Annotated in this window: 3 protein-coding genes (1 of these 3 only partly in view); all 3 read left to right on the top strand. The window is 64.6% G+C overall.

Annotation, left to right across the window (positions count from 1 at the left end; translation table 11 throughout):
- Tightly spaced (each overlapping or abutting the next), the 3 genes in view from BLT00_RS24610 to BLT00_RS24620 form a layout consistent with a single transcriptional unit that may run on beyond the window.
- Positions 1 to 12447, top strand: a complete 12447-nt coding sequence (locus tag BLT00_RS24610; protein ID WP_092150355.1) for a non-ribosomal peptide synthetase — start codon at positions 1 to 3, stop codon at positions 12445 to 12447.
- Positions 12447 to 25982, top strand: coding sequence for a non-ribosomal peptide synthetase (locus tag BLT00_RS24615; RefSeq protein ID WP_092150358.1), 13536 nt, complete (start codon positions 12447 to 12449; stop codon positions 25980 to 25982). Before BLT00_RS24610 ends, BLT00_RS24615 begins: the two co-directional genes overlap by 1 nt.
- Positions 25979 to 26842, top strand: the 5' end (the start) of a protein-coding gene (locus tag BLT00_RS24620) for a non-ribosomal peptide synthetase (protein WP_092150361.1). Its footprint extends 2364 nt past the window's final position; the window shows 864 of its 3228 coding nt (coding positions 1-864); its start codon is at positions 25979 to 25981; its stop codon lies off the right edge, out of view. Before BLT00_RS24615 ends, BLT00_RS24620 begins: the two co-directional genes overlap by 4 nt.

The raw sequence follows: 26842 nt of genomic DNA on the forward strand, positions 1-26842 counted from the left end.
ATGAATGCTGAAGACGCCTTGAAACTTGCTCGCCGGTTTATCGGGTTGCCCCTGGACAAGCGCCGGATGTTCCTCGCGGCGCTGGCCAAGGAGGGCGTGGAGTTCAGCGGTTTCCCCATCCCCCAGGGCGTCGAGGCCGAGGATCGCCAGGCCTTGTCCTATGCCCAGCAGCGCATGTGGTTCCTTTGGCAACTGGAGCCGGACAGTGGCGCCTACAACCTGCCTGGGGCGGTGCGGCTCAGCGGAGTGTTGAGCCTGCCGGCCCTGGAGCAAGCCTTCGCCAGCCTGGTGGCGCGGCATGAAACCCTGCGCACAGTGTTCCAGCGCCAGGCCGACGACCGCCTCCTGCAAGTGCCGGCCAGCGCGCCCCTGGTGATCGACCACGCGGACTTCAGTGCCATGCCGGCCGACGAGCGCGAGCAGGCGGTTCGCCTGGCTGCCGAGGCTCAGTCGATGCGGCCCTTCGACCTGGCCTGCGGCCCGTTGCTGCGGGTCGAATTGCTCAAGCTCGATGAGCAGGAGCACGTGCTGCTGCTGACCCTGCACCACATCGTTTCCGACGGTTGGTCCATGAACGTGTTGATCGATGAGTTCATCCGTTTCTACGACGCCCATGAGGCGGGCGTTGCACCGCAGTTGGCCGACTTGCCGATCCAGTACAGCGACTACGCCCTGTGGCAACGCCGTTGGCTGGAGGCCGGCGAGCTGCAGCGGCAACTCGATTACTGGCAAGCGCAACTGGGCGACGAGCATCCGGTGTTGGAGCTGCCCCTCGACTACCCACGCCCGATGCTGCCGAGCTATCGCGGTCGTCGCCTGGAACAGGTGGTGGAGGCCGAGCTGGTCGAGCAACTGCGCGGCGTGGCCCGGCAACAGGGGGTCACCTTGTTCATGCTGTTGCTGGGTACCTTCAGTATCCTGCTGCACCGTTACACCGGACAAGACGACCTGCGGGTCGGGGTTCCGGTCGCCAACCGCAACCGCCAGGAAATCGAAGGGCTGATCGGTTTCTTCGTCAACACCCAGGTGTTGCGGGTGCAAGTGGATGGCCAGGCCCGCCTTGGCGACCTGTTGCGTGACGTCAAGGAAACCGCCCTCGGCGCCCAGGCCCACCAGGACCTGCCCTTCGAACGACTGGTCGAGGCGCTGAAGCTTGAGCGCAGCCTGAGCTACAACCCATTGTTCCAGGTGATGTACAACCACCAGCCGGAGGTGGCCGACGTCACCACGCTGAAAGTCGGCAGCGGTCTGGAGCTGGGTGTCATCGAGTGGGAATCGCGCAGCACCCAGTTCGACTTGAGCCTGGACACCTACGAAAAGGGCGGCCAATTGCATGCCGCGTTCACCTACGCCAGTGATTTGTTCAACCCCGAAACCATCGAGCGCATGGCGCGGCACTGGACGCTGCTGTTGCGCAACATCGTCGCCGACCCACAGCAGCGGGTCGGCGAACTCGCGTTGCTGGCGCCGGCTGAATATCGCCAGTTGGTGACAGAGTGGGGACGCCACGACACGACCTGGCCGAGCGAGCGCCCGGTACACGAGCTGTTCGAGGCGCAAGCTGAACGCAGCCCGGACGTCATCGCCTTGATCTGCGACGGACAACGATTGACCTACGGCCAGCTCAACGCCCGATCCAATCGCCTGGCGCGCACGTTGGTGGCGGCGGGTGTCGGTCCTGATGTGCTGGTGGGCATTGCCGTCGACCGCAGCCTGGAACTGGTGGTCGCCATTCTTGCCGTGCTCAAGGCTGGTGGTGCGTACGTGCCGCTGGACCCTCAGTACCCGGTTGATCGCCTGCGGTTCATGATTCAAGACAGCGCCAGTCGCCTGCTCCTGACCCAAAGCCATTGGCTTGAACGTCTGCCTGTGCCCGAGGGCGTGCGTTGCTTGTGCCTGGATCAGAGCCCGTCTTGGGAAGACGCCGAGCCCGGCAATCTGCAACGCCAGGTGTGGGCCGACAGTCTGGCCTACGTCATGTTCACCTCCGGCTCGACCGGGCGCCCGAAAGGCGTCGGCATCAGTCATGGCGCGCTGAGCAAGCATGCGTTCGCCTCCCAGCACTATTACGGCTTGAGCAGTGCCGACTGCGTGCTGCAATTCGCCACGTTCAACTTCGATGCCTTTGGCGAGCAACTGTTCGGGCCGCTGACCTGCGGCGCCTCGGTGCTGCTGCGTGGCAACGAGGTGTGGGACAGCGAAACCCTGTACCGCCACATCGTCGAGCAGGGCATTACGGTCATGGACCTGACCACCGCCTACTGGAACATGATCGCCAAGGAGTTCGCCGCTGTCGGCCCACGTGACTACGCGGCGCTGCGCCAGGTGCACAGCGGTGGCGAGGCGATGCCGCCCGAAGGCGTGCAGGCCTGGCGCCGGGCCGGGCTCGATCAGGTCAAGCTGCTCAACACCTACGGCCCGACCGAAGCCACGGTCACCGCCACCACCCTTGATTGCAGCGATTACGTCTTCAATCGCCGTCCGCTGCCGCTGACCTTGCCCATTGGCCAACCGCTGCCAGGCCGGCACACTTATCTGCTCGATGCACACCTTGAGCCCACGCCGGTGGGCGTGGTCGGCGAGCTGCTGATTGGCGGCGAGCTGCTGGCGCGCGGTTACTTCCAGCGTCCGGGCTTGACCGCCGAACGGTTCACTCCCGATCCGTTCTCCACCACCGGCGCGCGTTTGTATCGTACGGGCGACCTGGCACGCTTCAACACCTTGGGCCAGATCGAATACGTCGGTCGCGTTGACCATCAAGTAAAGATCCGCGGTTTGCGCATCGAGCTGGGCGAAGTCGAAGCACGCCTGCTGGAACTGGACGCGGTAAACGCAGCCGTCGTGCTGGCGGTGCAGGGTGGCAGCAGCCTGCAACTGGTGGGCTACGTGGTGCCCCAGGATGCATCGCTGGTGTCGGCCTCGGCCGAGGTGCAGGGCGCGGTGCGGGACACCCTGAAGGCGCAGCTCAAGGATCACCTGCCGGATTACATGGTGCCCACGCAATGGCTGTTTCTGGCGCAATTGCCGCTGAGCCCCAACGGTAAGCTCGACCGCAAGGCCTTGCCTTCAGCCGATGCCAGCCAGCTGCAGCAAGCCTTCATCGCGCCCCGCAGTGAGCTGGAACGAGGCATCGCGGCCATTTGGCAGGACGTGCTCAAGCTTGAACAGGTCGGCCTGACCGACAACTTTTTCGAACTGGGCGGCGACTCGATCATCTCGATCCAGGTGGTCAGCCGTTCGCGACAGGCCGGGATCCATTTCACCCCCCGTGACCTGTTCCAGCATCAAACCGTACAAGGCCTGGCGAGTGTCGCGCAGCAGGGCGGCAGTGGCCTGCAGATCGATCAAGGGCCGGTCAGCGGCGAGCTGCCGTTGCTGCCCATCCAGCAGGTGTTTTTCGAGGACACCATTGCCCAGCGTCACCACTGGAACCAGGCTGTCCTGTTGCGCAGCCACCTGCCGTTGCAGGCGCCAGCGCTGACGCAGGCCCTCAACGCCTTGGTGGCGCATCACGATGCCTTGCGTTCGCGCTTCACCGAAACCCCGACGGGCTGGCGCGCCGACGTGGCGCCGGTGGCGATCGACCCCGAGTTGCTGTGGACCGCGGATAACCTGAGCGCCGCTGAGCTGCAAGACCTCTGTGCCAAGGCCCAGCGCAGCCTGGATTTGCAAAGGGGCCCGCTGCTGCGTGCAGTACTGGCGAACATGGCCGATGGCAGCCAGCGTCTGTTACTGGCCGTGCACCACCTGGCCGTGGACGGCGTGTCGTGGCGCATCCTGCTGGAAGACCTGCAACGGGCTTATCAACAGGCCAGCGCCGGAGCCGCCCTCCAGTTGCCGGCCAAGACCAGCGCCTACAAGGCCTGGGGCGAACATCTGCAGGCCTACGCGAGCACTGAAACGCTGCGCGCCGAATTGACCTTCTGGCAGCAACAACTGCAAGGCGCCATGATGGATCTGCCCTGGGACAATCCCCAAGGCAGCCGGCAAAGCCGATACGCAAAAGTGCTGCACAGCCGACTCGACAAAACCCTCACCCAGCAACTGCTGCAACAGGCCCCCGCGGCATATCGCACCCAGGTCAACGACCTGCTGCTGACCGCCCTGGCGCGAGTGATCTGCCGCTGGACCGGGCATGCCGACACGCTGATTCAACTGGAAGGCCATGGCCGCGAAGAGCTGTTCAGTGACGTCGATCTGACCCGTACGGTCGGCTGGTTCACCAGCCTGTTCCCGGTGCGGCTGACTCCTGCCGATAGCGTGGGCGCCGCGATCAAGCAGATCAAGGAGCAGTTGCGGGCGATCCCGAACAAGGGCATAGGTTTTGGTGTGCTGCGCTACCTGGGCGCCGACGCGGCACAAGCCTGTCTCAAGGCCTTGCCATTGCCGTGCATCACCTTCAATTACCTCGGTCAGTTCGACGGCAGTTTCGATGCCAGCGAGGGCGCGCTGTTCAGCCCGGCGGGCGAAAGCGCCGGGCTCGAGCAGAGCCTCGATGCGCCGCTGGACAACGGGCTGGGCATCGAGGGCCAGGTCTATGACGGCGAGCTCGACTTGCGTTGGACGTTCAGCAGTGAGCAATTCAACGAGGCGACCATCGCCCGTCTGGCCGATGACTATGCCCGCGAACTGGAAGCGCTGATCGGCCATTGTTGCCAGGCCCAATCCATGGGCACCACACCGTCGGACTTCCCGCTGGCGCGCATCACCCAGGCGCAGTTGGACGCGATCCCAGTGCCGGCTGCCGCTATCGAGGACATCTACCCACTGTCGCCGATGCAGCAAGGCATGCTGTTCCACACCTTGTACGAGCAGGGCACCGGCACCTACATCAACCAACTGTGCGTGGATGTCGATGGCCTCGACCCCGAACGTTTCCGCGCCGCGTGGCAGGCGACCCTGGACGCCCATGAGATCCTGCGCAGCGGCTTCATCTGGCAGGGCGAGTTGCAGGAGCAGTTGCAGATCATCCACCGCCGCCTGGTGCTGCCTTACACCTTGCTCGACTGGCGCGGGCGCCATGATGTCGCCCAGGCCCTCAGGGATTTCACCGCCGCTGACCTGGCCAAGGGGTTCGACATGACCCAGGCCGGGCTGCTGCGGGTCACGCTGATTCAGTTGAGCGATGAGCGTCATCACCTGATTTTCACCAACCATCACATTCTGATGGACGGCTGGAGCAGCGCGCAGATGCTTGGCGAAGTGCTGCAACGCTACGCCGGTCAACAGCCGCCGCGTCCGGTCAGCCGCTATGCCGATTACATCCAATGGTTGCAGCGCCAGGACACGGCCCTCAGCGAAACGTTCTGGCTGGGGCAACTGGCCGATCTCCAGGAGCCGACGCTGCTGGCGAACGCCGCCGCGGCGAGTGCTGAAGTGCGCAGCGAAAGCGCTCACGCGCTCAGGCATTACACGCTGGATGCGCCGCGCACGGGCCGTCTCAACGCATTCGCCCGTCAGCAGAAAGTCACCGTCAACACCTTGGTGCAAGCGGCGTGGTTGCTGCTGTTGCAGCGTTATACCGGCAGCGATTGCGTGGCGTTCGGCACCACCGTGGCCGGGCGACCGGCAGAACTGGTTGGCATCGAACAACAGGTCGGCCTGTTCATCAACACCTTGCCAGTGATCGCAGGCTCGCGTCCGGACCAGACGGTCGCTGCCTGGCTGGCCGCCGTGCAAGCCCGGAACCTGAGCCTGCGCGAATTCGAGCACACACCGCTGGCAAACATCCAGCGCTGGGCCGGGCAGGGCGGGGGAGCGCTGTTCGACAGCCTGCTGGTGTTCGAAAACTTCCCGATCTCCGCGGCGTTGCAACGTGGCACCGCCCAAGGCGTGGTGTTCGGCGAAGTCGCCAACCAGGATCAGACGCATTACCCGCTGACCCTGGGCGTGACCTTGGGCGAGACGCTGGCGCTGCACATGAGTTTTGACCAGGCGCATTTCAGCGTCGCGACCATCGAGCGCTTGAGTGCGCAATTGCTGCACCTGCTGGAACGGTTTGCCGAATCCGCCGAGCGTCGCCTCGGCGAGATCGCCCTGGCCAGCGCTGAGGAACACCAGGCGCAACAGGCTGCCAACCACCCGCAACCGTACCCGACCGACATCGCCGTGCATCAACGCATCGCCCATCTGGCGGCGCTGAAACCGCACAGCACCGCGGTGATCTTCGATGGACAACGTTTTAGCTACGGCGACATCGACCGTCGGGCCAACCAATTGGCTCATGCACTGGTCGCCCGTGGCGTGGGCCCGGAAACCCGCGTCGGCGTGGCCCTGCCGCGCAGCGAAGGGGTGATCGTCGCGCTGCTGGCGGTGCTCAAGGCCGGCGCTGCCTACGTGCCGCTGGACACCAGCTACCCCCGTGAACGCCTGGCGTACCTGATCGAGGATTCGGGGCTGGCGCTGTTGCTCACCGATTCTCGCGTGTCGGCGCAGTTGCCCCTGGAACGTGCCGCACAGGTGCTGGAACTCGATCGCCTGGACCTGAGCCTGCAACCCATTCATGCACCTGCGATCGAGGTCGATCCACAGAACCTTGCCTACGTGATCTACACCTCCGGTTCCACCGGCAATCCCAAGGGTGTGAGCGTGGCCCATGGACCGCTGGCGATGCACTGCCAGGCCATCGGCGAGCGCTATGAAATGCAGGGCAGCGATTGCGAATTCCATTTCATGTCCTTCGCCTTCGACGGTGCCCACGAACGCTGGCTCACCAGCCTGACCCACGGCGCCTCGCTGCTGATTCGCGACGACAGCCTGTGGACCCCGGAGCAAACCTACAACGCGATGCGCGAGCATGGCGTGACCGTGGTGGCGTTCCCGCCGGTGTACCTGCAACAACTGGCCGAACACGCCGAGCGCGAAGGCAACCCACCCAAGGTGCGCATCTATTGCTTCGGCGGCGATGCGGTGCCCAACGCCAGTTTCGAACGGGTCAAGCGCGCCCTCGATCCGGACTTCATCATCAACGGCTATGGCCCGACCGAAACCGTGGTCACGCCGCTGATCTGGAAGGCCGGCCGTGACGTGACGTGCGGCGCCGCGTATGCGCCCATCGGCAGCCGCATCGGCGACCGCAGCGCCTACGTGCTGGATGCTGACTTGAACCTGCTGCCCCAAGGCATGGCCGGCGAGTTGTACCTGGGCGGCAGCGGCCTGGCTCGGGGCTACCTGAACCGCTCGGGGCTGACGGCCGAGCGGTTTGTCGCTGATCCATTCAGTGCTGAAGGCGGCTTGCTGTACCGCACCGGCGACCTGGTGCGCCAACGCGCCGACGGCACCTTCGATTACCTGGACCGTATCGACAACCAAGTGAAGATCCGCGGTTTCCGCATCGAACTGGGCGAAGTCGAGGCCAGCCTGCAAGCCCTGGATGGCGTGCGCGAAACGGTCGTCGTGGCCCAGGAAGGCCCGGCTGGCAGTGGCAAGCGTCTGGTGGCCTATGTGGTGGCCGATGCGTCGGCGGCCCCGCGTGAGGCGTTCGCCGAGCACCTGCGCGAACAGCTCAAGGCGACCCTGCCAGCGCACATGGTCCCGGCCTATCTGCTGCTGCTTGAACGCTTGCCGCTGACCCCCAACGGCAAGCTCGACCGCAAGAACCTGCCCAAGCCCGACGTCAGCCAATTGCAGCAAACCTACGTGGCGCCGCGCAGCCCGCTGGAGCAGCAACTGGCGACCATCTGGCAGGACGTGCTCAAGCTTGGGCAAGTCGGCCTGCAGGACAATTTCTTCGAACTGGGCGGCGATTCCATCGTCTCGATCCAGGTGGTCAGTCGCGCCCGCCAGGCCGGTATCCAGTTCACGCCGAAGGATCTGTTCCAGCACCAGACCATCGAGGCCCTGGCCGCCGTGGTCCAGACGGGCGCGCCGCTGCAACCGATCGACCAGCAACCCGTGACCGGCGAAACCGCACTGCTGCCGATCCATCAATGGTTCTTCGCCCAACCGATCCCCGACCGTCATCACTGGAACCAATCGGTGATGCTCAAGCCGACGCAGGCGCTGGATGCACAGGCGCTGGAGCAGGCCTTGGGCGCGCTGATCGAGCACCACGACAGCTTGCGCCTGGACTTTATCGAGCAGGGCGAAGGCTGGACCGCGCGTTACCGTGACGTCGAGGCGCAGGCCGCTGGCACGCTGCTGTGGCAGGCCGACGTCGCCGATCTCGCTGAGCTGGAAGTGCTGGGCAACCGGGCCCAGCGCAGCCTGCAACTGGACGGCGGCCCGCTGCTGCGCGCGCTGCTGGCGAACCTCGCCGATGGCACGCAGCGGCTGTTGCTGATCGTGCATCACTTGGTGGTGGACGGGGTGTCCTGGCGGATTCTGTTCGAAGACCTGCAAAGCGCTTACCGGCAGATGCTCGCGGGCACGGCGGTGCAACTGCCGGGCAAGACCAGTGCGGTCCAAGCCTGGAGCGCCGCGTTGCAGGACTACGCGGCCAGCGCACCCTTGCAGGCCGAACTGGGCTTTTGGCAGCAACAGTTGCAAGGCGCTTCGGCGGGGTTGCCGTGGGATAATCCCCAGGGCGGGCAGCAACACAGCCAAGCCGTGACGATTCGCACGGCACTCGATAAAACCCTCACCCGGCAACTGTTGCAGCAGGCCCCGGCGGCCTACCGCACCCAGGTCAACGACCTGCTGCTGACCGCGCTGGCGCGGGTGATGGTGCGCTGGACCGGCGACGACAGCGTGTGGGTGCAACTCGAAGGCCACGGCCGCGAAGAGTTGTTCGCCCACGTCGACCTGACTCGTACCGTCGGCTGGTTCACCAGCCTGTTCCCCGCGAAGCTGACCCCGGCTGCCGATCTCGGCGCCTCGCTGAAGCAGATCAAGGAGCAACTGCGCGCCATTCCCAACAAGGGCATTGGCTTCGGCGCCTTGGCGCACCTGGGCGATGACTCTGCGCGCCAAACCCTGCAAGCCTTGCCGAAACCGCAACTGACCTTCAACTACCTCGGCCAGTTTGACGGCAGCTTCGATGGGGCCGACGAGGCCTTGTTCGTGCCGACCACCGAGCGCGGCGGCGAAGAAGTGAACCTGCAAGGCCCGCTGGGCAGCCCGCTGGCCCTCGACGGCCAAGTGTTCGGCGGCGAGCTGGACTTGAGCTGGACCTTCAGCGGCGACAGGTTCGACGCCGCGACCATCCAGCGCCTGGCCGATGACTATGTACAGGAACTCACCGCGCTCATCGCCCATTGCTGCGACGACAACAGCCGTGGCGTGACGCCGTCGGATTTCCCCTTGGCGCGGCTGACCCAGGCGCAGCTGGACACCCTGGTCCAACACCCCCAGGCCATCGACGACATCTACCCGCTGTCACCGATGCAGCAGGGCATGCTGTTTCATACCGTGCTCGAGCAGGGCAGTGGCGACTACATCAACCAGATGCGCCTCGACGTCGAGGGCATCGACCCACAGCGTTTCCGCGCCGCCTGGCAAGCCGTGGTCGATGCCCATGACGTCCTGCGCAGCGGCTTCTTCTGGCAGGGCGACCTGGCGCAGCCGGTGCAGATCGTGCAGCGTCAGGTCGAGGTGCCGTTCCGTGTGCTCGACTGGAACGGGCGCACTGATATTGATGACGCCCTGCAAACCCTCGCCGACGCAGAACGTGCCCAAGGCGTGGATCTGACCCGGGCGCCGCTGATGCGCCTGGTGCTGGTGCGCACCGCCTCCGACCGTCATCACCTGATCTACACCAACCATCACATCCTGATGGACGGCTGGAGCAGCGCGCAGTTGCTCGGCGAAGTCTTGCAGCATTACCGGGGTGACAGCGTGGCCCGTCCGGCCGGGCGTTATCGCGATTACATTGCCTGGCTGCAACGTCAGGACGAGGCCGCCAGCGAAGCGTTCTGGACGCCTGCGCTGCGACGCCTGGAAACCCCGACGCGCCTGGCCGACGTCATGGCGAAGCCGGCCCAGGCCCAGGCCGGTCATGGCGATCATGTCCAGGTGCTGGACGAAGCGCTGACCCGACGCCTGGAAGCCTTTGCCCGTGCCTCGAAAGTCACCGTCAACACCTTGGTGCAGGCGGCATGGTTGCTGCTGTTGCAGCGTTACACCGGTCGAGACACGGTGGCCTTCGGTGCGACGGTCGCCGGCCGCCCGGCGGATGTGCCCGGCATCGAGCAGCAGATCGGTCTGTTCATCAACACCTTGCCGGTGATCGCCAGCCCGCGGGCCGAGCAATCCCTGGACAGTTGGCTGCAGGCCGTGCAAGGGCAGAACCTGGCGCTGCGGGAGTTCGAGCACACCGCGTTGCTGGACATCCAGCGCTGGGCCGGGCAGGGCGGTGAAACGCTGTTCGACAGCCTGCTGGTGTTCGAGAACTACCCGATTGCCCAAGCCTTGGAGCAAGGCGCGCCAGACGGCCTACGCTTCGGCCCGGTGGCCACCCAGGAGCAGACCAACTACCCGCTGACGCTGTTGGTGGGCCTCGATCGGCAGTTGTCAGTGCACATGAGCTACCAGCGGGCCAGTTTTGAGCCCGCCAGCGTGGCACGGCTGGCGGCGCACCTGGCTCAACTGTTGGGGCAGATGACCGCCCATGGCGAGCGCTGCCTGGGTGAACTGTCGATGCTTGAGTTCGATGAGCATCAGCGTCTGACCCATGACTGGAACCCGGTGGACGCCCCGTTCGAGCAAACGCTGTGCATTCACCAGATGATCGCTCGTCAGGTCGAAGCCACGCCAGATGCCCTGGCGGTGACCTTCGCCAACACCCGTCTGAGCTACCGCGAATTGGACGGCCAGGCCAATCGCCTGGCCCATAGACTCATCGAACTGGGTGTGGGCCCGGAAGTGCGAGTGGGCGTGGCAATGCCGCGTTCCGAGCAGTTGCTGATTGCCTTGCTGGCGGTGCTCAAGGCCGGTGGCGCCTACGTCCCGCTGGACCCGGACTATCCGGCCGAACGTGTGGCCTACATGCTCGACGACAGCGGCGCGCGGGTGCTGCTGACCGAGCAAGCGGTGGCGGCGACGCTGACCGTTGCGACCGAGACCGCTGTGTTGATGCTGGATCAACTCGACCTGACGCACTACCCGCTGAGCACACCCCACACCCAGGTCATGCCAGACAACCTCGCCTACGTGATCTACACCTCCGGCTCCACCGGCCAGCCCAAGGGCGTGGCGATTGCCCATCGCAACGTGCTGGCGCTGATCGACTGGTCGAAATCGGTCTACAGCTGCGACGATATCCAAGGCGTGCTCGCATCGACTTCCGTGTGTTTCGACTTGTCGGTGTGGGAGCTGTTCGTGACCCTGGCCAATGGCGGCTCGCTGATCATCGCTCGTAACGCGTTGGAGTTGCCGCACCTGCCGGCCCGGGATCAGGTGCGCCTGGTCAACACCGTGCCATCGGCCATCGCCGCGTTGCAGCGCAGCGGTGAAATCCCGGCCAGCGTGCGCATCATCAACCTGGCCGGTGAGCCGTTGAAGCAGAGCCTGGTGGAAGCGCTGTACCAGTGTGGGAGCAAGCACGTCTACGACCTCTACGGCCCTTCGGAAGACACCACCTATTCCACCTGGACCCGCCGCACTTCCGGCGGCACGGCAAACATCGGCCGACCCCTCAAGCACACCGCCAGCTACCTGCTGGACGCTAACCTGCAAGCCGTGCCTCAAGGTGTCTCGGCCGAGCTGTACCTGAGCGGCGCGGGCATCACCCGTGGCTACCTCGGCCGTGCCGCGATGACCGCCGAGAAGTACGTGCCCAACCCGTTTTCCAGCAACGGCGAGCGCTTGTACCGCACCGGCGACCTGAGCCGTTATCGCGTCGATGGCGTGCTCGAATATCAGGGCCGGATCGACCATCAGGTGAAGATCCGCGGCTTCCGTATCGAGCTGGGGGAAATCGAAGCGCGGCTGCTGCAACAACCCGAGGTGCGTGAGGTGGCCGTCCTGGCCCAGGACGCGGCGGGAGGCCAGCAACTGGTGGCCTACGTGGTCGCCCCAGCGCTGAACCTGGACGCCACCGAAGCGCAGCGCGCCCTGCGCGATCAACTCAAGGCCGGTCTCAGGGAACACTTGCCCGACTACATGATCCCGGCGCACCTGCTGTTCCTCGATCAACTGCCGCTGACGCCCAACGGCAAACTCGACCGCAAGGCCTTGCCGGCCCCGGAGACCGGCTTGCTGCAAACCGGTTATGTCGCGCCGGCCAGTGAACTCGAGCAGCAGGTCGCGGCGATCTGGGCCCAGGTGCTCACGGTGGAACGCGTGGGTTTGAACGATCACTTCTTCGAGCTGGGCGGCCATTCGCTGCTGGCGGTCAATGCCGTCTCGCGTCTGGCCCTCGAATTGGGGCTGAGCCTGACCCCGCAACTGATTTTCCAGCATCCCGTCCTGGGGGATTTTGTCGCGCAACTGGACATCGGGGACGGGCCAATCAACGAACAGAAACTGAACAAGCTGGAAGCCCTGCTTGATGAAATGGAGGAAGTCTGATGGATAAGAGTGTTGCTTTGAGGATTGCCAAGCGCTTTATCACTCTGCCGCTGGACAAACGCCGGCTGTACCTGGAAAAAATGCTCGAAGAGGGCGTCTCGCCGGCCAACCTGCCGATCCCCGAGGTGCGCTCCGGGTTTGAACACATCGCGCTGTCCTATGCCCAGGAACGCCAGTGGTTCCTGTGGCAGATGGACCCGCACAGCTCGGCCTATCACATCCCCAGTGCCCTGCGCCTCAAGGGGCCGTTGGACGTGGCCGCCCTGGAGCGCAGCTTCAACGCCCTGGTCGAGCGCCACGAGAGCTTGCGCACCACTTTCATCGAGCATGGCGAGCAGGCCGTGCAGGTCATCCACCCGCACATGCCGCTGCGTATTGCGGTCCACGCGTTGCCCGCCGGTTCGCCAGCCAGCCAGGACGACAGCATCAAGGCCTTCGTCGAGGCGCAAAGCGCGCTCCCATTCGATCTGCGCCAAGGGCCGCTGCTGCGGGTTTCACTGTTGCAAATCGCCGAAGACGACCATGTGCTGGCGCTGATCCAGCACCACATCATCTCCGATGGCTGGTCGATGCAGGTGCTGGTGGATGAACTGGTGCGCTACTACGCCGCCGACACTGCCGGCCAGCCACTGGAACTCCCGGAACTGACCGTGCAGTACGCCGACTACGCCATCTGGCAGCGCCACTGGCTCGAGGCCGGTGAGCGCGAGCGGCAACTGGCCTATTGGCTCCAGACCCTGGGTAGCGAACAACCAGTTTTAGAGCTGCCCCTCGATCACCCACGCCCACCCGTGCAGAGTTTTCGCGGTGCGCGCCTGGACCTGAACCTGTCGCCGGAACTGGGCGCGGCGCTCAAGCAACTGGCCCAACGTGAAGGGGCCAGTTTGTTCATGGTGTTGCTGGCCTCGTTCCAAGCGTTGCTGCACCGCTACAGTGGCCAGCCACAGATCCGCGTCGGCGTGCCCGTGGCCAACCGCAACCGGGTCGAGACCGAGGGCCTGATCGGCTTTTTCGTCAACACCCAGGTGCTCAGTGCCGATGTCGATGGGCAGTTGCCGTTCGATCGTTTGCTCCATCAGGTCAAGCAGGCGGCCATGGCCGCCCAGGCTCATCAGGACTTGCCCTTCGAGCAGTTGATCGAAGCCCTGCAACCGGAACGCAGCCTGAGCCACAGCCCGATTTTCCAGGTCATGTTCAACCACCAGACAGCCGGCGATACCCAGGACCGGCAGTTGCAGCTGCCACGGCTGAGCATCGAGGACCTGGTGTGGGAAGGGCGCACCGCCCAGTTCGACCTGACCCTGGGCACCTATGAAACCGAGCAGGGTGTTGCCGCCGAGCTGACCTACGCCACCGACCTTTTCGAAGCGCAGACCATCGAACGCCTGGCCCATCACTGGCAGAACCTGCTGCAAGGCATTGTCGAGACGCCGCAACAACGTATCGGTGAGTTGCCGTTGCTTGACGCCGCCCAGCAGCGCCTGACGCAGCAAGACTGGTACCGCGTGGCCGACCACGGTGCCGGAACCGGATGCGTGCACTGGCGCATCGCCGAACAAGCGCGCCAGACCCCCGACGCGCTGGCGCTGACCATCGATGGACAGACCCTGACCCATGGGCAACTGGACGCGCGCGCCAACCAGCTCGCCCACCGCTTGATGGCCCTGGGCGTGACGCCTGACCAGCCAGTGGGCATCGCGGTGGAGCGCAGCGTCGAGATGATCGTCGGCCTGCTGGCGATCCTCAAGGCCGGTGGCGCCTACGTGCCCCTGGACCCGGCGTATCCCGAGGATCGCCTGGCCTACATGATCGAGGACAGCGGCATCGAACTGCTGTTGACCCAGGCCCGTTTGCAGGCGCTGCTGCCGATTCCGGCCACCCTGCAGACCCTGTTGCTGGACCAGCCCGACGCCGCGCTGCAGGCCGCACCGCGCAGCTGTCCGGTGGTGCCACTGAGCGCCGAACACCTGGCCTACGTCATCTACACCTCCGGTTCCACCGGCAAACCCAAGGGCGTGATGGTACGCCACGGTGCGCTGAGCAATTTCGTCGTCAGCATGATCGCCCAGCCAGGCCTTGTGGCCAGCGATCGCATGCTTTCCCTGACGACGTTTTCCTTCGACATTTTTGGCCTGGAAATCTACGGCCCGTTGTCGGCCGGGGCCAGCATCGTACTGACCGGCCAGAACGTCCACCAGGATCCGCAAGCGGTGCTGGCGCTGATCGAGCGCCATGACGTGACCGTATTGCAAGCCACCCCTTCGAGCTGGCGCATGCTGCTGGATCACGAGCAGTCTGCGCTGTTGGCCGGGCGCACGTTCCTGTGTGGCGGCGAGGCGTTGCCCCTGGAACTGGCGCAACGCTTGTTGGCCCTTTCGCCGAAGGTCTGGAACCTCTACGGTCCGACCGAAACCACGATCTGGTCGGCGGTGCATCCCTTGAGCCCGGAAAGCAGCCGTCCGTTCCTGGGCAAACCCCTGGACAACACGGCGCTGTACATCGTTGGCAGCGACCTGACGCTCAACCCACCCGGTGCGCCGGGTGAGCTGCTGATTGGCGGTGAAGGCCTGGCCCGCGGCTATTTCCAACGCCCGGCCCTGACCGCCGAACGTTTCGTGCCCGATCCGTTTTCGCGCACGGGCGAGCGGCTGTACCGCACTGGCGACTTGACCCGTTATCGGGCCGAAGGCGTGGTCGAGTACATCGGCCGTATCGACCATCAAGTGAAGATCCGTGGCTTGCGGATCGAACTGGGGGAAATCGAAGCGGCGTTGCTGGCCCAGGCGAGCGTGCGTGAAACCGTGGTGGTGGCCCATGAAGGCCCGACCGGGGCGCAACTGGTGGGCTATGTGGTGCCGGTCACGGCTGAGGTGTTGGACGCCGAGGCCGAGGCCGCGTTGCGCGCCTCGCTGAAAACCGCGCTCAAGGCGCAGTTGCCCGAGTACATGGTTCCGGCGCACCTGTTGTTCCTGGCGCAACTGCCGCTGACGCCCAACGGCAAGGTCGATCGCAAGGCGTTGCCGGCCCCGGATGCCAGCGAATTGCAACGTGCCTACGTGGCGCCCCGCAGCCAGCGCGAGCAGCAAGTGGCGCAGATCTGGCAGGAGGTCCTCAAGCTTGAGCGTGTCGGGCTGCACGACAACTTTTTCGAGTTGGGCGGACACTCGTTGCTGGTGACCCAAGTGGTCTCGCGGGTTCGTCGGCTGCTGGACATCGAGGTGCCGCTGCGCAGCCTGTTCGAATACAGCACGTTGCAGGATTTTGTCGCGGCCCTCGACGCCGGGCCGGGCGTACAGCCCCAGGCCATGGTCGCCGTGGCGCGGGACCAGCCGCTGGCGCTGTCGTTTGCCCAGGAGCGCCAGTGGTTCCTGTGGAAAATGGACCCGGACAGTGCCGCCTACAACATTCCCACGGCGCTGCGATTGCGCGGCACCCTGGACAAAGTCGCCCTGCGCCGCAGCTTTGAAGCGCTGGTGCAACGGCATGAAAGCTTACGCACCGTGTTCGTGGAGGACGATGGACGCACCTGCCAGGTGATTCGCCCGCAGGGGCAGGTCAGCTTCGTCGAACAACGTCTGAGCGCAGCGGATGAGGCCAGCATTCAGGCCTTCCTCGAGGAGCAGACACAACGCCCGTTCGACCTCTTGAACGATGCGCTGCTGCGCGTGGCATTGCTGGAGCTGGGTGAGCAGGACCACGTCCTGGCGCTGACCCTGCACCACATCGTTTCCGATGCGTGGTCGTTGCAGGTGATGGTCGACGACCTGATGAGCCTGTATTCGGCGTTCGCCCAGGGGCAGCCCGCGCAGTTGCCCGGGCTGGAAGTGCAATACGCCGACTATGCCGTCTGGCAGCGCCAATGGATGGCCGCCGGCGAACAGGATCGGCAACTGGCCTACTGGACCGCGCAACTGGGCAGCGAGCAACCCCTGCTGGAACTGCCCACCGACCATCCGCGCCCGGCCCAGCAAAGCCTGCGCGGGGCGCGGCTGCCGATTGTGCTGGATCCTGCGTTGAGCGATGCCCTCAAGGCCCTGGCCCGGCGGGAAAACGTCACGCTGTTCGTGCTGTTGCTCGGTTCCTTCCAGGCCCTGCTGCACCGCTACAGCGGCCAGGCCGACATCCGCGTCGGGGTGCCGATTGCCAACCGTCAACGCCTGGAAACCGAACGGTTGATCGGTTTCTTCGTCAATACCCAGGTGCTGCGCGCCGAGTTCCACAGCGATCTGACCGGTGCCGATTTGCTGCAACAACTCAAGCAGACGGCCATGGCGGCGCAGATGCATCAGGACCTGCCGTTCGAGCAATTGGTCGATGCCTTGCAGCCCCAGCGTAACCTGAGCCACAGCCCGTTGTTCCAGGCCATGTTCAACCACCGCAACGAAACCGCCTCGGTCTTTGAAGACGCATTGCCGGGCCTGGCGGTCGAACCCCTTGGCTGGGCGCAGCGCACCGCGCAGTTCGACCTGAGCCTGGAGACCACCGACAGCCCGCAGGGCCTGCACGCTGCGTTGATCTACGCGACGGACCTGTTCGAGCCGGCCACCCTCGAACGCATGGGCCAGCATTGGCTCAACCTGTTGCACGGCTTGGTGCAGGACCTGCATCGCCCGGTTGCGCAGTGGACGTTGCTGGACGCTGTCGAGCGTCGGCGCCTGCTCGTCGACTGGAATGCGACGGCGGTTGCGTATCCGCTCGATCGCAGTGTCCAGGGTTTGATCGAAGAACAGGTACGCCGGACCCCGGATGCCCCGGCGCTGGTGTTTGGCGAGCAACGCCTGAGCTACGGCGAACTCAACGCCCAGGCCAATCGCCTGGCTCACACCCTGATCGAGCATGGCGTCGGCCCGGATGTGTTGGTGGGCATCGCCGTGGAGCGTTCGGTGGAAATGGTCCTGGGGCTGTTGGCGATTCTCAAGGCCGGCGGTGCCTATGTGCCCCTGGACCCGGAATACCCCCGGGATCGCCTGGCCTACATGTTCGAGGACAGCGGCATCGGTTTGCTGCTGACCCAGCAGCATTTGCTCGATCAGTTGCCGATTCCGCAGGGGATCGACAGCCTGGTGCTGGACCTGCCTGATGGCGGGGTGTACGCAGGTTGCGACACGAATCCGGACGTGGTGGTCGACGGCGAGAACCTGGCCTACGTGATCTACACCTCCGGTTCCACCGGCAAGCCCAAGGGCGCGGGCAATCGTCATTCGGCGCTGGTCAACCGTCTGTGCTGGATGCAGCAGGCTTATGGGCTCGATGCCACCGACAGCGTGCTGCAAAAAACGCCGTTCAGTTTCGACGTGTCGGTGTGGGAGTTCTTCTGGCCGCTGCTGACCGGCGCGACCCTGGTGGTGGCCGCGCCGGGCGTGCATCGCGACCCGACGCAACTGATCGAGTTGATCACCGCACAGCGCATCACCACGCTGCACTTCGTGCCATCGATGTTGCAGGCTTTTGTGCAAGACCCCCACGTGGCCGAATGCACCAGCCTCAAACGCATCGTTTGCAGCGGTGAAGCCCTGCCGGTGGACGCCCAGCAGCAGGTGTTCGCCAAACTGCCGAACGCCGGCCTGTACAACCTCTATGGCCCGACCGAGGCGGCCATCGACGTGACTCATTGGACCTGTGTCGAGGAAGGTCGCGACAGCGTGCCGATCGGCCAGCCGATCGCCAACCTGGGCACCTACATCCTGGATGACGAGCTTTCGCCGGTTCCGGTGGGCGTGATCGGCGAGTTGTACCTGGCGGGCGAGGGACTGGCCCGTGGATACCACCGCCGCGCCGCGCTGACGGCCGAGCGGTTCGTGACCGGCCCCTTTGGCCACGGCCAGCGGCTGTACCGCACTGGCGACCTGGCGCGCTACCGCACCAACGGTGTGATCGAATACGCCGGGCGCATGGACCATCAGGTGAAAATCCGTGGCCTGCGCATCGAACTGGGGGAAATCGAAGCGCGCCTGGCCGAGCACGATGACGTGCGCGAAACCGTGGTGATCGCCCAGGGCGGTAGCCTGCTGGTGGCCTACGTGGTGCCGACACGCGCTGAATTACTGAGCGCCGAAGAGGCCGTGCGCCAGGCGCTGCAAGGCCGCCTCAAGGCGCATTTGAGCCAGTCCTTGCCCGACTACATGGTGCCGCAGCACTGGTTGTGGCTGGAAAAAATGCCGGTCAGCCCCAACGGCAAACTGGAGCGCAAGGCGCTGCCCCCAGCCGATCTCAGCGCCAGCCCCAAGGCTTACGTCGCAGCGCATACCGCCATGGAACAGGCACTGGCCGGTATCTGGCAAAGCGTGCTCGGGCAAGCGCAAGTGGGTGTCAGCGACAACTTCTTCGAACTGGGGGGCGATTCGATCATCTCCATCCAGGTGGTCAGCCGGGCCCGTCAGGCCGGGATCCATTTCAGCCCCAAGGATTTGTTCGTCCACCAGACCATCCAAGGCCTCGCCAGCGTGGCCACCCTGGATGACAGCCGCCCCGGCATCGACCAGGGCCCGGTGACGGGGAACGCGGTGTTGCTGCCGTTCCAGCAGTTGTTTTTCGAACAGGACATGGCCGAGCCTCACCACTGGAACCAGTCGGTACTGCTCAAGGGCTTGCGACCGATCCACGGCGGGCACCTGGAGCAGGCGCTCCAGGCCTTGGTGACCCACCACGATGCCTTGCGCCTGGCCTTCAAACGCGAAAATGGTAGCTGGACCGCGCACCATCAAACCCTCGCCGAGCAGCAGGCGGCTTGGCAACGTTCACCGCTGTTGTGGACCGCCGAAGTGGCCGATGCCCCGGCGCTCGAACGCTTGGCCGAACAAGCCCAGCGCAGCCTGGAACTGGAAAGTGGCCTGCTGTTGCGGGGGGTATTGGCAAACCTCGCCGATGGCAGTCAGCGGCTGTTGCTGGTGATTCATCATCTGGTGGTGGACGGGGTGTCCTGGCGCATTCTGCTGGAGGACCTGCAACAGGCTTACCAGCAGTTGCAAGCCGGCCAGGCCCTGGAACTGCCGGCCAAGACCAGTGCCACGCAGGCCTGGGCGCAACGCTTGAAGCTGCACGCCGACAGCGCGGCGTTGCAAGCGCAGATGGCTTACTGGCAAGCGCAACTGGCGGGCGCTCGTCACGATCTGCCTTGCGACCGACCTCAGGGCGAATTGCGCAGGTGCGATGGGGCGCAGGTCCAGACGCGGCTGGACAAAGAGCAGACCCGCCGGCTCTTGCAGCAAGCGCCGGCGGCCTATCGTACCCAGGTCAACGATCTGCTGTTGACCGCCCTGGCCCGGGTCATCGGTCGATGGACCGTAGAGGCCTCGACCTTGATTCAACTGGAAGGCCATGGCCGTGAAGCGCTGTTCGATGACGTGGACCTGAGCCGCAGCGTTGGCTGGTTCACCAGCCTGTTCCCGGTACGCTTGACACCGGCAGCGACCGCTGAAGATTCGATCAAGGCCATCAAAGAGCAATTGCGGGCGATACCCGACAAAGGCCTCGGATTCGGTGTGTTGCGCTACCTGGGCGATGAGCAGACGCGGCGCACCCTCCAAGCGCTGCCGAAGCCGCGGATCACCTTCAACTACCTGGGTCAGTTCGACAGCGGTTTTGCCGAGGAGGCCGACGGGCTGTTCAGCCCGGCCAGTGAAGCGGCTGGCGAGCCACAGAGTCCCCTGGCGCCGCTGGACAACTGGTTGACGCTCAACGGCAGCGTCTACGCGGGCGAGCTGAGCATCGACTGGACATTCAGCGCGCAGATGTTCGACGCCTCGACGATCCAGGCGCTGGCCGTGGACTACGGTCAAGAGTTGCAAGCGCTGATCGAGCACTGCTGCCAGGCGCAGCACCAGGGCTTCACGCCGTCGGACTTCCCCCTGGCCGGGTTGTCCCAGGCGCAACTGGACGCCTTGGCGCTAGCGCCGCGACAGGTCGAGGATATCTATCCGTTATCGCCCATGCAGCAGGGCATGTTGTTCCACACGTTGCTCGAGCAACAGGCCGGCAACTACATCAATCAGTTGCGGGTGGATGTCGAAGGCTTGGACGTCGAGCGCTTCCGCCAGGCCTGGCAGGCGGCCATGGACGCCCATGACGTGCTGCGCAGCAGTTTTGTCTGGGAAGGTGAATTCAAGCGCGCCTTGCAGGTGGTGCACAAACGCCTGGACGTTGCGTTTGTGTCCCATGACTGGCGCGCCAGGACGGACTTGGCCCAGGACCTTGAAACCCTTGCATCGGCACAGCGCCAGGGCTTTGCACTGGATGCGGCGCCGTTGCTGCGGCTGGTGGTGGCGCGCGTGGCGGAAGACCGCTATCACTTGATCTACACCAGCCATCACATCCTGATGGATGGCTGGAGCAACTCGCAGTTGCTCGGCGAAGTGCTGCAACGCTACAGCGGCCAAGTCCTGGCCCGACCATCCGGACGCTACCGCGACTACATCGAGTGGCTGTCGGCTCAAGACACACGGGCCAACGAGCAATTCTGGCAGGCGCAACTGGCCGAACTGGACGAACCGACGCTGCTGGCGGGGGCTTTTGCCCGGGACAACTGCACCGATGCCAGCCATGGCCACGGCGAACACGAGCAGTTGCTCGATGCCCAAGTCACGGCGCGGCTGCAGCGCTTTGCCCGTGAGCAGAAAGTCACGGTCAATACGCTGGTGCAAGCGGCCTGGCAATTGTTGCTGCAACGCTGTACCGGACATTCCAGCGTTGCCTTCGGCGCCACCGTGGCCGGACGTCCGGCACAGATTCCCGGCGTGGAGCAGCAGATCGGCCTGTTCATCAACACCTTGCCGGTCATCGGCCAGCCACGGGCCGAGCAGAGCGTCGGCCAATGGTTGCAGGAGGTCCAGGGGCGCAACCTGAGCCTGCGCGAACACGAACACACGCCGTTGTTCGATATCCAGCGCTGGGCCGGGCAGGGTGGTGCGGCGTTGTTCGACACGCTGCTGGTGTTCGAGAACTACCCGGTGTCCCAGGCGCTGCAAGAGGGCGCGCCGGCCACGTTGCGCTTCGGCGAGGTGGCCAATCACGAGCAAACCAACTACCCATTGACCCTGGCGGTGAACCTGGGGGAAACGCTGTCGTTGCTCTTGAGTTACAGCCACGACAGCTTCACGCCGGCCGACGTGAGCCGTATCGGCGGGCACCTGCGCCATCTGCTGGAGCAATTGACCCTGGGCGGCGAGCGTTCGGTCGGGCAATTGTCATTGCTCGATGCCGAACAGCAACAGGTCCAGCAGGGTTGGAACGCTACCGCGATGGATTACCCCCTCGATGGCAGTGTGCATCGACTGATTGAAGCGCAGGTGGATAAAACCCCCGACGCCTGTGCCCTGGTTTTTGCGTCCCAACGGCTGAGCTATGCCGACCTCAATGCCCAGGCCAACCGCCTGGCCCATGTGCTGATCGAGCACGGGGTCGGCCCGGATGTGCTGGTGGGCATCGCGGCAGAACGCTCGGTGGAAATGGTGGTTGGCCTGTTGGCGATCCTCAAGGCCGGCGGCGCTTACGTGCCACTGGACCCGGAATATCCCCAGGATCGCCTGGCCTATATGTTCGACGACAGCGGCATTGGTTTGCTGCTGACCCAGGGGCATTTGCTGGAGCGACTGCCGCTGCCCACCGGCCTGCGCAGTCTGGTATTGGACCAGCCCGGCGACTGGCTGGCCGGCCGCAGCGACAGCAATCCAGCGGTCGCGGTCGATGGCGAAAACCTCGCCTACGTCATCTACACGTCGGGCTCCACCGGTAAACCCAAGGGCGCGGGTAACCGTCACTCGGCGCTGGCCAACCGGTTGTTCTGGATGCAGGACGCCTATGGGCTGGAGGCGAGCGACCGTGTGCTGCAAAAAACGCCGTTCAGTTTCGACGTGTCGGTCTGGGAGTTCTTCTGGCCATTACTGACCGGTTCGACCCTGGTCATGGCGCCACCCGGTGCCCACCGCGACCCGACGCAGATGATCGAGTTGATCAGCGCGCAGCAGATCAGCACCTTGCACTTCGTCCCGTCGATGTTGCAGGTGTTCATGCAAGACCCGGCGGTCGGTCGTTGCCAGAGCCTGAAGCGGATCATTTGCAGTGGCGAAGCCTTGCCGGTGGATGCCCAGTTGCAGGTGTTCGCCAAACTGCCCGCTGCCGGCCTGTACAACTTGTACGGCCCCACCGAAGCGGCCATCGACGTGACGCATTGGACCTGTGTCGACGAAGGCCGGGACGCGGTGCCGATTGGCCAACCGATCGCCAACCTGAGCACGTTTATCCTCGACCCGGACCTGTCGCCGTTACCGGTAGGCGTCACTGGCGAGCTGTACCTGGGAGGCGAAGGCCTGGCGCGGGGTTACCACCGTCGCCCGGCGTTGACCGCCGAGCGCTTCGTCACCAGCCCGTTCGGTGACGGCGCGCGCCTGTACCGTACCGGCGACCTGGCGCGCTACCGGGCCGACGGTGTGATCGAGTACGCCGGGCGCCTGGATCATCAGGTGAAAATCCGTGGCCTGCGCATCGAACTGGGCGAGATCGAGGCGCGCCTGGCCGAACATGCCGAGGTCCGCGACAGTGTGGTGATCGCCCAGGACGGCACGCTGCTGGTGGGCTATGTGGTGCCGCAATCCTCGGCGCTGTTGAATGCCGAGGCCAGTATCGGCCTTGCCTTCGAGCAGGCCTTGAAGACCCACCTGAGCCAGCACCTGCCGGACTACATGGTCCCGCAGCATTGGGTATGGCTTGAGCGCATGCCGGTGAGCCCGAACGGCAAACTGGAGCGCAAGGCGCTGCCCCGATTCGACGCCAACCAGTCGCAGCAAGGCTTCGTGCCGCCCGAGGGTGAGCTGGAGCAACGGATTGCCTGCATCTGGCAAGAAGTACTGGAGGTAGAGCAGATCGGGCGCAACGATCATTTCTTCGAACGCGGCGGCCATTCGTTGCTGGCCACCCAGGCCGTCTCACGACTGCGCAAGCTGACGGACTATCCGCTGAGCCTGCGGGACCTGTTCAATCATCCGCAGCTCAAGGCGCTGGCGGCCCTGATGGCTGGGAGTGCGGATGGAGCGGTTCGGGCGGGCGACTCCAGTGGGATCCGGCTCAAGGCCCATGGGCCGCGGCGTTCGGCACCGTTGTCGCTGGTGCAGCGGCGCCTGTGGATCGCCGAACAATTGTCCGGCGGCACCTCGGCCTATGGCATGCCCCTGGCGTTGCGCTTGTCTGGCGAGTTGTCGGTGGAACACCTGTTGAGCAGCTTCGCCGAAGTGGTCCGCCGCCATGACGTGCTGCGCACGGCGTATACCCAGGACGACGAAGGCGATCCGCTGGCGCTGATTGCCGATGAGATCGAAGGGGACTTCCCGGTGATCGATTTGTCGGGCCTCTCGCCCAGCGCCCAGCAAGAACAGGTGGCCCGGGCGACGCTGGAAAACGCGCGCACGCCGATTGACCTGCAACAGGCTCCGCTGTGGCGCGGGCGGATCCTGCACCTGGGACCGACCGAGCATGTGTTGTTGTATGCCATGCACCACATCATCTCCGATGGCTGGTCGATGGGGTTGTTGATCAACGAGCTGGTGCAGGTCTACGAAGCGTCCCTCAACGGTCAGCCGATGCCGCTGCCGCCCCTGGACGTTCAGTACTACGACTTCGCGTTGTGGCAGCGGGCGCTGGAAGACCAGGGCGTGCTGGCGCGTCAGGCCGACTACTGGAAACACCGGCTCAGTGGCTATGACGGTCGCCTGAGCCTGCCACTGGAGAACCCTCGGGGGCAGACAGCCTCCTATGACGGCGATGCGTTGCAGTTCCACCTTTCCCCCGGGTTGACGGCGGCATTGCGGCGCTTGTCGAGCGAGGCCGGTGTCACGCTGTACAGCACGCTGCTGGCGTCATTCCAGGTGTTGTTGCACCGGGTCTGCGCGGCGCAAGACATCGTCGTGGGTGCCGACGTGGCCGGTCGTGAACAGCCTGAGCTTGAACGCCTGATCGGTTTCTTCGTCAACGTGTTGCCCCTGCGTTCGCGCTTTGACGCCGAACTCACGTTTGCGGCGTTCCTGGCCCACACCCAGGACCACCTGCTCGGTGCGCTGGAGCATCAGGACCTGCCATTCGACCAGATTGTCGAGGCGTCGGGCGTACCGCGACACAAGGGGATGAATCCGTTGCTCCAGGTGTTGTTCGTGATGAACAACGTACCGGTACGCAGCCGAACCGTGGCCGGATTGAACGTTGAGGCCCTGCCGGCCCTCGAGACCCATTCTAAATTCGACATGGCGTTGTTCGTTGACGAAGAAGAAGGGCAACTGCGCGGTAATTGGCAGTTCGCCACAACCTTGTTCGGACATGAGCGCATTCAGCACCTGATTCAGGCCTGGACAGCCCTGTTGGAACAGATCGTCGCTGACCAGGACATTCAATTGGGAGCTATCCGCATGCCAGTCAACCACTTGGCGGCAGCCGCCAGGCCTGCCACCGTCCCGGGCCCTAAGGCCGATAAGCTGGGCAAGTTTCTCAAGCGTTCCGCGACACTGGTCGCCGGGCCCCGGCCAACGCGGGTGCGCGAATCCCTGGTGGCGGCGCCGCAACGATTCCCGCTGATGCTGGAGCCGGGCGAGCCCCATCTGGATGTCATCGAGTGGATCCAGCAGAACCGGCCGTTCATCGAACAAAAGCTGGCCGAACATGCGGGCATCCTGTTTCGCGGTTTCGAGCTGGACGGCATCCAGGGCTTTGAAGCGTTCGCCGAAGCAATCCAACCGGGCCTTTATGGTCAGTACGGCGACCTGCCCAAAAAGGAAGGGGGCAAGAACACCTACCGTTCCACGCCGTACCCCGAGCGCAAGATGATCCTGTTCCACAACGAGAGCTCCCATCAGGACCGCTGGCCGCGCAAGCAGATGTTCTATTGCGAGCAAGCCGCGCCCGTGGGCGGCGCGACCCCGGTGGTGGATTGCCGCTTGATGTATGAAAAGCTGCCCGCGGACCTTCGCGAAAAGTTCGAGGACAAAGGCCTGCTCTACGTGCGCACCTTCACCGACAAACTCGATGTGTCGTGGCAGCACTTCTTCAAGACTGAAGATCGCCGCGAAGTGGAGGCCCGCTGTCGGGCGGGCGGCATCCAGTGGCGTTGGCTCGATAACGATGAGTTGCAAACCCGCACACCGGGCCCGGCGATCATCACCCACCCGATCACCGGCGAGAAGTCGTTCTTCAACCAGGTGCAGTTGCATCACATCTACTGGCTGGAGCCGGACGTACGGGAAGACCTGTTGTCGATGTTTGGCCTCGAGCGCATGCCACGGCAGGTGTATTACGGCGACGGCACGCCGATCGAAGACGAGGTGATGGCGCGTATCGGTGAGTTGTACGAAGCCTGTGCGGTGCGTTTCGACTGGCACAAAGGCGACGTGATCCTGCTGGACAACATGCTGGTGGCCCACGCCCGCGACCCGTTCGAGGGGCCCCGCAAGATCGTGGTGGCCATGGGCGATATGTACGACCACAGCAGTCTTGAGCACCGGCCTGCCGCCGGGCAAACCACCCAGGGCGCACTCAATACCGAGGAAACCGGAGCATGAACGAGGTCACGATGGACGCGCACGATTCGGGTTTCGCCCTGACGCCCGAGCAACAAACAGTGCTTGAGCAACTGTCGACCACGGCGACCTGTGGCGACGCCTTGCGCTGGCTGAACGTGGTCATTGACGGCGACCTCGATCCGCAGCGCTTGCAGGTGGCGTTCGATACGCTACTGGCGCAGCAGCCGATGCTGCTGGCGCAACTGGGCAAAGTCGCTGGGTTCCACGGTTTGCGTCAGGCCGCCGCCGGTGCCGGGCGCTTCCCATTGACGGTGCGGGGGGGCGAGCAAGGGGCCGAGGAGGTCCAGGCGCAGATCAAGGAATCGATGGGCCGCGCGTTTGTGGTCGGCGAATCGGCAAGCGTCCAGGCTGTGCTGTATCGCCTCGGGCCCCAGCAATGGCAACTGCTGCTGGGCATCGCCCGCTACAGTGCCGATGGGCAGTCGCTGAATCTGCTGCTTGAGCAAGTACAGCAGGCGTACGCCGGGGTTCTGGCATCGGAAGACGAAGCACCGGGCGAGTTTGCCCAGTACCTGGAGTGGCGCAGTGAAGTGGTTCTGGATGAGGATGCCGCCAGCGCGCGTACCTACTGGCAGCAGCACCTGCAAGGCCAGCAGACAGACATCGCCACGCCATGGTTGGCCGCCCGCAGCGCCAGCCGCGAGACCCGCGTCGCCGACGCGTGCGTGGCCCTGACACTGGAACCTGCCCAGCGTGAGGCTTTGCAACGTCTGGCTGCGCAGCTCGGGCAGCCGCTTGCCACGCTGCTGCAAGGCGCCTGGTGGGTGTTGCTGGGCCGTTTGAGTGGACGTGAGCAGGCGCTGGTCGGCGTGCGCCATGACAGCCGCAGCGACTACGAA

The organism is Pseudomonas sp. NFACC51 (assembly GCF_900103575.1).
Classification (GTDB): domain Bacteria; phylum Pseudomonadota; class Gammaproteobacteria; order Pseudomonadales; family Pseudomonadaceae; genus Aquipseudomonas; species Aquipseudomonas fluorescens_Q.

What these genes read in the sequence shown, in the direction of transcription:
- BLT00_RS24610 (WP_092150355.1), top strand. Translation starts at nt 1, where the DNA reads ATGAATGCTGAAGACGCCTTGAAACTTGCTCGCCGGTTTATCGGGTTG.
- BLT00_RS24615 (WP_092150358.1), top strand. Translation starts at nt 12,447, where the DNA reads ATGGATAAGAGTGTTGCTTTGAGGATTGCCAAGCGCTTTATCACTCTG.